Annotated in this window: 12 protein-coding genes; 6 read left to right on the forward strand and 6 right to left on the reverse strand. The window is 73.7% G+C overall.

The window, feature by feature from the left end:
• Window positions 1-2: 2 nt before the first annotated feature.
• Both AC07A4_RS01285 and AC07A4_RS01290 read right to left on the reverse strand, forming a co-directional pair.
• Window positions 3-590, reverse strand: a complete 588-nt coding sequence (locus AC07A4_RS01285; RefSeq protein WP_478591301.1) for a DNA-3-methyladenine glycosylase I — start codon at window positions 588-590, stop codon at window positions 3-5.
• The gene (locus AC07A4_RS01290) at window positions 587-1,051 is read right to left on the reverse strand and encodes a DivIVA domain-containing protein (protein ID WP_478591304.1); all 465 of its coding nucleotides are present in this window, start codon (window positions 1,049-1,051) and stop codon (window positions 587-589) included. Before AC07A4_RS01290 ends, AC07A4_RS01285 begins: the two co-directional genes overlap by 4 nt.
• Before the next feature lie 247 nt (window positions 1,052-1,298).
• On the opposite strand from AC07A4_RS01290, the gene folP reads away from it, so the two are divergent.
• The gene (gene folP / locus AC07A4_RS01295) at window positions 1,299-2,159 is read left to right on the forward strand and encodes a dihydropteroate synthase (protein ID WP_478591306.1); all 861 of its coding nucleotides are present in this window, start codon (window positions 1,299-1,301) and stop codon (window positions 2,157-2,159) included.
• A 224-nt stretch (window positions 2,160-2,383) separates the two neighbouring features.
• On the opposite strand, the gene AC07A4_RS01300 is transcribed toward folP, so the two are convergent.
• Window positions 2,384-3,133, reverse strand: coding sequence for an LOG family protein (locus AC07A4_RS01300; protein WP_478591307.1), 750 nt, complete (start codon window positions 3,131-3,133; stop codon window positions 2,384-2,386).
• A gap of 98 nt (window positions 3,134-3,231) precedes the next feature.
• The gene (gene dapE / locus AC07A4_RS01305; protein ID WP_478591310.1) at window positions 3,232-4,323 is read right to left on the reverse strand and encodes a succinyl-diaminopimelate desuccinylase; all 1,092 of its coding nucleotides are present in this window, start codon (window positions 4,321-4,323) and stop codon (window positions 3,232-3,234) included.
• Between the two features lie 85 nt (window positions 4,324-4,408).
• Here dapE and AC07A4_RS01310 point away from each other — a divergent pair, with 85 nt between their 5' ends.
• Window positions 4,409-5,401 carry a VldE C-terminal domain-containing protein gene (locus AC07A4_RS01310; RefSeq protein WP_478591312.1) on the forward strand — a complete coding sequence of 331 codons (993 nt, stop codon included), beginning with the start codon at window positions 4,409-4,411 and terminating at the stop codon, window positions 5,399-5,401.
• A 300-nt stretch (window positions 5,402-5,701) separates the two neighbouring features.
• Window positions 5,702-6,139: an ATP-binding protein gene (locus AC07A4_RS01315; RefSeq protein ID WP_478591314.1), complete on the forward strand. Its 438-nt coding sequence runs from the start codon at window positions 5,702-5,704 to the stop codon at window positions 6,137-6,139.
• 111 nt (window positions 6,140-6,250) lie between these two features.
• Here the strand turns inward: AC07A4_RS01315 and AC07A4_RS01320 are convergent, their stop codons facing one another.
• Entirely contained in the window at window positions 6,251-7,345 is a 1,095-nt protein-coding gene (locus tag AC07A4_RS01320) for a bifunctional succinyldiaminopimelate transaminase/glutamate-prephenate aminotransferase (RefSeq protein WP_478591317.1), read from the reverse strand.
• A 94-nt stretch (window positions 7,346-7,439) separates the two neighbouring features.
• Complete coding sequence (fdxA, locus tag AC07A4_RS01325) at window positions 7,440-7,760, reverse strand: ferredoxin (RefSeq protein ID WP_030686520.1); 321 nt, start codon at window positions 7,758-7,760, stop codon at window positions 7,440-7,442.
• Window positions 7,761-7,903: 143 nt separating this feature from the next.
• Here fdxA and AC07A4_RS01330 point away from each other — a divergent pair, with 143 nt between their 5' ends.
• The 3 genes from AC07A4_RS01330 to AC07A4_RS01340 all read left to right on the forward strand — a co-directional run bounded on the left by AC07A4_RS01330 (window position 7,904) and on the right by AC07A4_RS01340 (window position 11,262).
• Window positions 7,904-8,944 carry a GNAT family N-acetyltransferase gene (locus AC07A4_RS01330; RefSeq protein WP_478591320.1) on the forward strand — a complete coding sequence of 347 codons (1,041 nt, stop codon included), beginning with the start codon at window positions 7,904-7,906 and terminating at the stop codon, window positions 8,942-8,944.
• A 114-nt stretch (window positions 8,945-9,058) separates the two neighbouring features.
• Complete coding sequence (locus tag AC07A4_RS01335; RefSeq protein ID WP_478591323.1) at window positions 9,059-9,913, forward strand: transglutaminase family protein; 855 nt, start codon at window positions 9,059-9,061, stop codon at window positions 9,911-9,913.
• A 446-nt stretch (window positions 9,914-10,359) separates the two neighbouring features.
• Entirely contained in the window at window positions 10,360-11,262 is a 903-nt protein-coding gene (locus AC07A4_RS01340) for a transglutaminase family protein (RefSeq protein ID WP_478591325.1), read from the forward strand.
• Window positions 11,263-11,283 lie beyond the last annotated feature (21 nt).

Consider the following 11,283-nt stretch of genomic DNA (forward strand, 5'->3'; position numbering starts at 1 on the left):
GGTCAGGCGCCGCTCGCCGCGCGGGCCACGCAGTCCGCGAGGTGGTCGTTCACCAGGCCGCAGGCCTGCATCAGGGCATACGCCGTGGTGGGGCCGATGAAGCGCAGGCCCTGCTTCTTGAGGGCCTTGGACAGGGCCGTGGAGGCGTCCGTCACCGCCGGCACGTCGGCGAGCGTCCGCGGGGCCGGGCGGGTCGCGGGATCCGGGGCGAAGGACCAGATCAGGCGGTCGAGCTCGCCCTCGGGCCAGTCGGCGAGCAGGCGCGCGTTGGCGAGCGTCGCGTCGACCTTCGCGCGGTTGCGGATGATCCCCTCGTCGGCCAGGAGCCGCTCCCGGTCGGCGTCCGTGAACTCCGCCACCGCGGCGATCTTGAACCCGGAGAACGCCGCGCGGAAGCCCTCCCTGCGGCGCAGGATCGTGATCCACGACAGGCCCGACTGGAAGGCCTCCAGGCACAGCCGCTCGAAGAGCGCGTCGTCGCCGTGGACCGGGCGGCCCCACTCCTCGTCGTGGTACGCCACGTAGTCATCGGTGGACAGCCCCCAGGGGCAGCGCGGGGCGCCGTCGGGGCCGGGGACCGCGCCGCTCATCGGTCCTCCTCCGGGCGGTCGGCCGAGGGCGCCTGGCCGCGGTCTCCTGGTGGGCGGTCCGAGGGCTCGTACGCCCCGGAGCCGTACTCCTCGGCGCCGTACGCCTCGGAGCCGTACGCCTCGGAGCCGTACGCCTTGAAGAGGCCGGGGCCGCCGACGGCGGTCGCCTGGGCGCCCGCGAGGGCCGTCTCCAGTTCCGCGATGCGCGCGTCGCGCTCGGCGAGTTCGGCGCCGAGGCGGTCGAGCGCCTCGTCCACGTCCACCATGCGGTAGCCCCGGACGGTCATCGGGAAGCGCACCGCGTCCACGTCGGCGCGGCGCAGCGGGCGGTCCGGGGGCAGGGGGTCGGCGAAGCGCTCCGGCGGCACGTCCGGCAGCGCGGCGCCCTCCGGGCCGCCGAGGATGGCGAGCGTCACCGCCGCGACCACCACGACGAGGGCGATGACCAAGAACAGGAACATGACCATCTCAGCTGGTCCCCACGCTCGGATGCCGACCACGGCGGCCGGCACGGAAACTGTCAGGCTCTGATCGTGCCATGCGGCTCTGACAGCTAAGGTCGCAGGCGGCGACGGCCACGGAGGCTGTGGCGCGCCGCGGCGACCACGGCGACCCGCGGCGGCGGCCGTCACCGCGGCAACAGCGGGAACCGCCATTCCGTAACGACATAACGACGTACCGACGTAACGACGAGGAGGCGCACAGCGGATGCTCAAGCTCGGCACGCGCGTGTTCGAGGCGCATGATCCGGTCATCATGGCGATCGTGAACCGGACCCCGGACTCCTTCTACGACCGGGGCGCCACGTTCCATGACGAGCCCGCCCTCGCGCGCGTGGAGCAGGCGGTCGCCGAAGGGGCCGCCATCATCGACATCGGCGGCGTCAAGGCCGGTCCCGGCGAGGAGGTCACCGCCGAGGAGGAGGCGCGCAGGACGGTCGGGTTCGTCGCCGAGGTGCGCCGCCGCTTCCCCGACGTGGTCATCAGCGTCGACACCTGGCGGCACGAGGTCGGCGAGGCCGTGTGCGACGTCGGGGCCGACCTGCTCAACGACGCGTGGGGCGGCGTCGACCCGAAGCTCGCGGAGGTCGCGGCGCGCTATGGGGTGGGCCTGGTGTGCACCCACGCGGGCGGCGCCGAGCCGCGGACGCGGCCGCACCGCGTCGAGTACGACGACGTCGTGGCCGACATCCTGCGGGTGACCGTCGGGCTCGCCGAGCGGGCCGTGGACCTCGGGGTGCCGCGGGAGTCCGTGCTGATCGATCCCGGGCACGACTTCGGCAAGAGCACGCGGCACTCGCTTGAGGCGACGCGGCGGCTCGGGGAGATGGTGGACACGGGGTGGCCGGTGCTCGTGTCCCTGTCCAACAAGGACTTCGTCGGGGAGACGCTCGACCGGCCGCTGAAGGAGCGGGTGGTGGGGACCCTGGCCACGACCGCGGTGTCCGCGTGGCTGGGGGCGCAGGTGTACCGGGTGCACGAAGTCGCGGAGACGCGGCAGGTGGTGGACATGGTGGCCGCCATCGCGGGGCACCGGGCTCCGGCGGTGGCCCGCCGCGGCTTGGCATAGCCCTCGCGGTGCGCCCCAGGCCCGCCCCTTCCCGATCCGGGGGCGGCTGCCCCCGTTCCCCCGCTCACAGCAATTGGCGCTTCGCGCCTCGTCCTCAAACGCCGGACGGGCTGAAACTATCCGGCCGGGGCTGCGACAGTTTTAGCCCCTCCGGCGTTTGAGGAGCGGGGTCTGGGGCAGAGCCCCAGTTCGGGAAGGGGTGGGTCTGGGGCGTCCCACGCGGGCTACCGGCCGACTTCCTTCGTCACCAACGACACCGCCTCCTCCACCTCGTCCGTCACGTGGAAGAGGAGCAGGTCGTGTTCCGAGGCCTTGCCCTGGGCCACCACCGTGTCGCGGAGCCAGTCGACTAGGCCGCCCCAGTAGGCGGAGCCGAACAGGACGATGGGGAAGCGGGTCACCTTGCGGGTCTGGACGAGGGTGAGCGCCTCGAAGAGCTCGTCGAGGGTGCCGAGCCCGCCGGGCAGTACCACGAACCCCTGCGCGTACTTCACGAACATCGTCTTGCGGACGAAGAAGTACCGGAAGTTGACGCCGATGTCGACGTGCGGGTTGAGCCCCTGCTCGAAGGGCAGCTCGATGCCGAGCCCGACGGAGACGCCCTTCGCCTCGCGGGCCCCCTTGTTGGCGGCCTCCATCGCGCCGGGGCCGCCCCCGGTGATCACCGCGAAGCCCGCGTCGACCAGGGCCTTGCCGATGCGGACCCCGGCCTCGTACTCGGCCGTGCCGGGGCGGGTGCGGGCGGAGCCGAAGACGCTGATGGCGCTCGGCAGTTCGGCGAGCGCGCCGAAGCCCTCCACGAACTCCGACTGGATGCGCATCACCCGCCAGGGGTCGGTGTGCACCCACTCGGAGTCGCCCTCGGTGTCGAGGAGCCGTTGGTCAGTGGTGCCGGGTGTGATCTGCTCGCGGCGCCGCACCACCGGCCCCAGGCGCTGCTCCTCCGGCGGACCCTGATCTTCCGGACTGCCCATGAACATCCCCTTCCACTGACGTGTGCCTCTTCAGCGTAGGTCTAGGGGCGTTACGAGTGGCGTAATAACGGAAGTCGGGAGCCGATGTCAGAGGGACGTCAGGAGGTGAGCCAGGCGCGCAGGCGGGCCTCCGCCTCCGGGATCAGGGACGCCCGCACCCGCTCGTCCACCTTGTGCGCGAGGAGCTGGGCGCCGGGTCCGTAGTTCACCGCGGGCACGCCGAGCGCGCTGAAGCGGGCCACGTCGGTCCAGCCGAACTTCGGCCGTGCCGTGCCGCCGACGGCCTCGATGAAGGCCGCCGCCGCGGGGTGCGTGAGGCCGGGGCGCGCGCCGCCGGTGTGGTCGTCGACGACGAACTCCTCGACGCCGCAGTCCGCGAAGTAGTCGCGGACGAAGGCCTCCGCCTCGGCGGGCGTGCGGTCCGGCGCGTAGCGGAAGTTGACGACCACCGTGCACGCGTCGGGGATGACGTTGTTCGCGACGCCGCCCTCGATGCGGACGGCGTTGAGGCCCTCGTGGTACTCCAGGCCGTCGACGACCGGCTTGCGCGGCTCGTACGCGGCGAGCCGCCGCAGGATGGGGGTGGCCGCGTGGATCGCGTTGGAGCCCATCCAGGCGCGCGCGGAGTGCGCCCGCTCCCCCTTGGTCTTCAGGAAGACCCGCAGCGTGCCCTGGCAGCCGCCCTCGACCTGGCCGTCGGTGGGCTCCAGGAGCACCGCGAAGTCGCCCTGGAGCCACTCCGGGTGGGCTTCGGCGACGTGCCCGAGGCCGTTGAGGTGGGCGGCGACCTCCTCGTTGTCGTAGAAGACGAAGGTGAGGTCGCGGTTGGGCTCGGTGACCGTCTTGGCGATGCGCAGCTGCACGGCGACGCCGGACTTCATGTCGCAGGTGCCGCAGCCCCACAGCACGCCGTCCTCGTCCAGGCGCGAGGGCACGTTCCCGGCGATCGGGACCGTGTCGATGTGACCGGCCAGGATGACGCGCTCGGCCCGGCCCAGGTGCGTACGGGCCACGACGTTGTTGCCGTGCCGGTCGACCGTCAGGTGCGGCAGGGCCCGCAGCGCGGTCTCGATGGCGTCCGCGAGGGCCTTCTCCTCGCCGCTGGGGGACGGGAAGTCGACGAGCGCGGCGGTCAGCGCGGCGGCGTCGAGCGACAGGTCGAGCGGGGCGTGGGCTGGGGTCCGGTCCATGGCGTCGACCCTAACGCGCCGCCCCGGACCGACTCGCTCCGCTCCTGGTCGGGCACGGTCGGCGGACTCCAGTACCTTGGTGCGCGTGTCCGAGCCGTCCCCCTTCGCCCGGCGCGGCCGCCTCGCGCGCGGCGCGGTGGCCCTCGCCGTCCTGCTCGCCGTCGCGGGCTACGCGGCGATGCAGTACGTCTCCGGGGACCGCGCCACACCCCGGTGCACGGTGGTGTCGGACAACGGCGACGGGGCGCGGTACGAGATGAGCGCGGAGCAGGCCGTCAACGCCGCGACGGTCGCCGTCGTCGGCACCCGGCGCGGCATGCCGGAGCGCGCGGTGACGATCGCCCTCGCGACCGCGCTCCAGGAGTCAGGCCTGCACAACATCCGCCACGGCGACCGGGATTCCCTCGGCCTGTTCCAGCAGCGGCCCTCGCAGGGCTGGGGCACCGAAGCGCAGATCATGGACCCGGTGTACGCGTCGGGGCGGTTCTACGAGCGCCTGGAGAAGGTCCCCGGCTATTCGCGGCTGCCCCTGACGGTCGCCGCGCAGCGCGTGCAGCGCAGCGGCTTCCCGCAGGCCTACGCCAAGCACGAGCCGGACGCCGTGCTGCTCGCCGCCGCGCTCACCGGCCGCGCGCCCGCGACGCTGACGTGCGCGGGGCGGCCCGGCGTGGACCCGGGCGGCCCGGCGCGGGTGCGGCGGGCCCTCGCGCGCGACTTCGGGCGGGACGTGCCGGACCCTGGGGCCGGGCAGCGGGGGCGGTCGCTGAGCGTGACGGTGTCCGGCGGTGTGACCGCCGCGCCGGAGGACGACGCGCCGAGGCGCGGCTGGGAGCTGGCGCACTGGGCCGTGGCCAACGCCACCGCGCTGCACATCGAGCGGGTCGCGTTCGCGGGCCGGGAGTGGCGCGCGGGGGACTCGGGGGGCGGGTGGCGGATGGCGCGCGCGGGGTCGGGGGCGGAGTCGCCCCTGCCGGACGCGAGCGCCGGAGAGTCCACCGGGGGCAGGGTGCCATCGCCCGAAGCCCCGGACGTGTCCGGGGCGCGTACCCGCGAAGTCCGAATCGTCGCTGGGCAGTAGTGCGGAAGGTCCCTCGATCGAGGGACGGCGATCTCTCCCCGGCAGCACCGCGAGTGGACTTTCGGACGTTCTTTCCGCGCCCCTCAAATCCCGTGCGGGCAAAGGGGGTTGAGCGTCCCCGCCGCCCTTTTCGCGCATGCTGTTTGCCCGATTTTATCCGCAGCCGAAAATGCGACGCATTAACAACTCTTTACGTTGCCGCACCGCAACCTTCAGGGACTTCGAGCGGTAGTCACTGCGTCCGACGCCGGAGATCTTCCGGCCGGACGACCCCCCGTCCTCTCCCGTCAAAGGAGCATCATGTCCCTCCCCCTGACCCGCCGGATCGCCCGTGCCGCGCTGCTCGTCGCGGCGGGAGCGGCGCCCGTGGTCGGTGCGGCCGGCTCCGCGCACGCCGCCGACCTCCCGGCCGCCCCCGCGCTCGGCGGCCTGTCCGCCGTGGACGGGGCCCACGTGGGCGACACCCTCGACGGCGCGGCGCAGAACGTCAGCGGCCTCGCGGGCGAAGCCGGGAGCAAGGCCGTGAAGAAGGCCGTCCCGACGGCGGGCAAGACCGTCGGCAAGGGCGCGAAGACCGCGACGCCCGCCGCGCAGCGGGCCGCGGGCGACGTCACCGACGACGCGGGCGAGGTCCTGGACGACACGGCGGGCTCCGCCAAGGGCGGCCTGCCCGCGGGCGAGGTGGGCAAGGGACTGCCGACGGACCAGCTGCCGGTGAAGAGCCTGCCGCTGGGCTGACGTCGATCACGACGTACGGTCCACGGAGTACGTCCACGGAGTACGGAGAAGGGGTGCGGGGAGCCGGTGGCTCCCCGCACCCCTTCGTCGTGCGTGTCGTCGGCGCGCGCGTCAGGCGAGGCGCGCCACCGCCGCCGCGACCCGCTCGTCCGTCGCCGTCAGCGCCACGCGCACGAACCGCTCGCCCGCCTCGCCGTAGAAGTCGCCGGGGGCCACGAGGATGCCGAGGGCGGCGAGGTGGGCGACGGTGTCCCAGCAGGACTCGTCGCGGGTGGCCCACAGATAGAGGCTGGCCTCGCTGTGCTCGATGCGGAAGCCGTGCGCGAGCAGGGCCGTGCGCAGGGCCGTGCGCCGGGCGGCGTAGCGCTCGCGCTGCTCCTGGACGTGGGCGTCGTCGCCGAGGGCCGCGATCACCGCCGCCTGCGTCGGGGCGGACGTCATCATGCCGCCGTGCTTGCGGATCTGGAGGAGCTCACCGAGTACGGCGGCGTCCCCGGCCAGGAACGCGGCGCGGTACCCGGCGAGGTTCGACCGCTTGGACAGGGAGTGGACGGCCACGATCCCCTCGTACGAACCGCCGCACACGTCCGGGTGCAGGACCGACGTGGGGTCGGCCTCCCAGCCCAGTTCCAGGTAGCACTCGTCGCTGACGAGGAGGACGCCGTGCTCGCGCGCCCACGCCACCACACGGGTCAGGGTGTCCTTTGACAGGACACGGCCCGTGGGATTGGAGGGAGAGTTGAGCCACAGGAGCTTCAGGCCCGCGGGGTCCAGCTCAGTTGGGTCGTCGTACGCCACGTGCTCCGCGCGGGCCAGGCGTGCGCCGACCTCGTACGTCGGGTAGGCCAGGCGCGGGTAGGCGACGCGGTCCCCGGGGCCGAGGCCCAGCTGGGTGGGGAGCCAGGCGACGAGTTCCTTGGAGCCCACGATCGGCAGGACGTGGCGGTGGGTCAGGCCGTCGGCGCCGAGGCGGCGCGCGCACCAGCCGGTGATCGCGTCCCGCAGTTCGGGGGTGCCCCACACCGTGGGGTAGCCCGGCGAGTCCGCGGCCGCGACGAGCGCCTTCTGGATCAGCTCGGGCACCGGGTCCACCGGGGTGCCCACGGACAGGTCCACGATGCCGTCGGGGTGCGCGGCCGCCGTGGCCTTGTACGGCTCCAGCTTGTCCCAGGGGAAGGCGGGAAGGCGTTCGGAAAGTGCGGGCACGGGTGGCTCCAGCGGTGCGTAGGTCTGTACAAACGCCCCGGTCCCGTACAGCGGGCGTGGCCGTACGGGACCGGGGCGGCGCGGGTGCGGCCGCTTACTGGTTCTGCGGCGGCAGCGCGGCGACGAAGGGGTGGTCGCGCTCGATCAGGCCGAGCTTGCTGGCGCCACCGGGCGAGCCGAGCTCGTCGAAGAACTCGACGTTCGCCTTGTAGTAGTCCTTCCACTCCTCAGGAGTGTCGTCCTCGTAGAAGATCGCCTCGACCGGGCAGACCGGTTCGCAGGCTCCGCAGTCGACGCATTCGTCCGGGTGGATGTACAAGGACCGGTTGCCCTCGTAAATGCAGTCGACCGGGCACTCCTCGATGCACGCCTTGTCCTTGACGTCGACACAAGGCTGCGCGATGACGTAGGTCACGCTGTCGTTCCTCCTCGATACGGGCGTTGGCGGGCCGTCCTCAGGCTCCGCTCGCCTGGCGCGCGGGAGCGCGGCGTCGTCGATGCCCGCACCTAGTATCTCCGTTCCCGGGCATGATCCGAACAGGAGGGGCGTACAGAGCTGTGGAATTCACTGCGGGCGGACGGCTCGAGGTCCGAATTACCCCTTCTGACGTGGGCAAACGCGTCTCAGTCCGACGCCTGGCCGAGGAGGGGGCACCTGGCGCGAAGTTCACCGACACGGTGGGTGTTCTCACATCGTGGACTGACGATGTGCTCGTGATCACACGCCGGGACGGGCGAAGCGTCCGGATCATGGAGAATGCCCTGGTCGCGGGGAAGGTCGTACCGGCCGCCCCGGCGCGCAGGCGGGGCCCCGCGGCGACGTACGAGGAGCTCGCGCGGGTGTCCGCGCGGGCCTGGCCGCCGGTGGAGAGCGAGCGGCTCGGCGACTGGGAACTGCGCGCCGCGGCGGACCCGTCGACGGCGGACGGGCCGCGGACGGGGTTCACGCGGCGGGCCAACTCCGTGCTGCCGCTGGGCGATCCGGGCCGTCCGCTGGACGAGGCGCTGGCCCGGGTGCGCCGTTGGTACGCCGAACGCGGCCTGCCCGCGTACGTACAGACCGCGACCGGCGCCGACGGCACCCAGGAGCAGCTGTGCGCGCGGCTCGAAGAGCGCGGCTGGGTGCGGGAGGTGACAGCCGAACTGCACGTCGCCGCGCTCGCGCCGGTCGGGGACCTGGACGCGGACACCGCCCGCGTGACGCTCTCGCGCGACGTCGACGAGGCGTGGCTGCGGCGCTACCAGCGCTCCGGGAAGCCGGGACCGCATGTGCTCAAGGTACTGACGGGCGGGCCCTCGGTGTGGTTCGCTTCCGTGCCCGGCGAGCGGGGCGCTCCGGCGGCGATCGGCCGGTGCGTGAGCGACGGGCGGTGGGCGGGCTTCATGGCGGTGGAGGTGGATCCGGCGATGCGGCGGCGCGGTCTCGCAAGGGCGGTGATGGCGGCGCTCGCGCGGCGGGCGCTCGACGAGGGCGCTTCGGCGGCCTGGCTCCAGGTGGAGGAGGACAACGGCGGCGCGCGGGCGCTGTACGACGGGATGGGATTCGCCGTCCACCACCGTTACCACCACTACCGGGAGCCGACGGGACCGACCGCCTGAGCGTCGCCGCCGCCAGCGGCGACGCGTACGACGGACAGAGCACGGGAAACAGCTCCCCGGCACCACCTCCTCGGCCCGGCCGGTCGGGCCCACACAGAAACGACAGAGGAACGGATGCGCGCACAGCCCGCGAAGTCCAGTGAATGGCGGCGCAGGTTCGCCGACGAGGCCAGGTCGGAGCGGCCCGACCTGTCCCTCCTGTGCCTGCTGCTGAGCGGGGAGGCGGATCCGGAGCTCGACGAGGCGGGCATCGACGCGGCGCAGGTCGATCTTGACACGCTCGCCGGGCAGCTTCCCTACCGCCCCGGCGGGCCCCGCGAGTGGGCCGTGGCGGTCTCCGAACTCCTCGGCGGGCGGCACGGGTTCCACGGCACGGCCACCGACTACCAGGTCCTGGAGTCTTCGCTGCTGCACGAGGTGCTGCGGCGCCGGCGCGGCCTGCCGATCCTGCTCTCGGTGGTGTGGATCGAGGTGGCCCGGCGCGCGGGCGCCCCCGTGTACGGCGTCGCCCTGCCGGGGCACTTCGTCGTCGGCTTCGGCAGCCCGGACGCGTACGGCAAGCCGGAGCAGGTCCTCGCGGACCCGTTCAACGGGGGGCGGCTGCTGACCGGGGCGGACGCCGAGCAGCTGGTGGCGCAGGCGTCGGGCGGCAAGCTCAACCCGGCCCTCCTGACGGCGGCCAATCCGCTGAACATCATGATCCGCATCCTCAACAACATCCGCGCGTGGGCTGCCGCCCGCTCGGAGCGGTCGCACGTGGCGCTGTGGGCGCTTGAGCTTTCGCTGCTGCTGCCGTCGCATCCGGCGCGGCTGCGGTACGAGCGGGCGCAGTTGCTCGTGGAGCGCGGGGACTTTCTGGAGGGGGCGCGGGGGCTTGAGGAGTACGCGGCCGTCGTCGACTCGATTGAGCCGACGACGGCGGAGCGGGTGCGCCACCAGGCCCGCGCGGCCCGCGCCAAACTCAACTAGGCCTTGCGTCCCCCTGGGGGCTCCGCCCCCCCAGCCCCCCTGCACCGGCGCTCCGCGCCTGGTCCTCAATCGCCGGACGGGCTTTCCCCCACCCGCCCGCCCTCATCGCGCTCCGCGCTCGTCCTCAATCGCCGGACAGGCTCTTTCCCCCGCCCACCCGCCCCTTCATCGCGCTGACGCGCTCGTCCTCAAACGCCGGACGGGCTTGATGGTGCCTGGCCGGGCTTGTTCGCCCGGGTGCGGGCGTTTCAGCCCGTCCGGCGCTTGAGGACAAACGCGCAAGCGCGGTGATTCAGCCCGTCCGGCGATTGAGGACAAGCGCGCGAGCGCGGAGATCAAGCCCGTCCGGCGATTGAGGACGAGGCGCGTCAGCGTCGAAGGCGGTTGAGCGGGGCCCGAGGCCAGACCCCGGGCTTGGGGGCCACCGGGTCGGGCACCAAGGACGTATGCACCCCCGACCCGCCCGGCCCACCCGCTGGCGCCGGGCCTTCGCGGACGAGGCCAGGGCCGAGCGGCCGGACCTGGCGACGCTGTGCCTCCTGATCGGCACGGAGGCGGACCCCGCCCTCGACGAGGCGGGCATGGCGATGGCACGCCGCGCCCTCGACCACCTCGCGGGGCGCCTGCCGCCGAGCCCGGGCGGACCGCGCGCCTGGGCCCTGGCGCTCGCGGAACTCCTGGGCGGGCGCTACGGGTTCGCGGGCCGCCCCGGCGACTACCGGCGCCTGGAGTCGTCGCTCCTTCACGAGGTGCTGCGGCGCCGCCGCGGCCTGCCCATCCTGCTCTCGGTGCTGTGGATCGAGGTGGCCCGGCGCGCGGGCGCCCCCGTGCACGGTGTCGCCCTGCCGGGACACTTCGTCGTCGGCTTCGGCAGCGCCGACGCGCCCGAGGGGGGCGGGGCGTGCGGCCCGTACGACGCCTGCGGCGGGCCCGGCCGGTGCGAGGAGCGCGTGCTCTCCGATCCGTTCGGCGGGGGGCGCGTACTGAGTTGTACGGACGCGCGGCTGCTGGTCGCGGGCGCCACCGGGGCCCCACTGGACCCGGTGATGCTGCGGCCCGTCGGCGCGCGCGACATCGTGCTGCGCGTCCTGAACAACATCCGCGCCTGGGCCGCCGCCCGGCCCGAGCGCTCCGACGTCGCCCTGTGGGCCGTGGAGCTCGCCCTGCTGCTGCCCGCGCCCGCGGACCGGCTGCACTACGACCGGGCCAGGCTCCTGGTCGACCGCGGCGACTTCGGCACCGGCGCCGCCGAGCTCGACACGTACGCCGACGCGCTGTCCGCCACCGACGAGGCGACGGCCGACCGGGTGCGGCGCCAGGCGCGGGCGGCGCGGGCGCGGCTCAACTGAGCCAGGGGCGGTCAGCTGGGG

It is taken from the genome of Streptomyces sp. NPDC043996 (assembly GCF_056435225.1).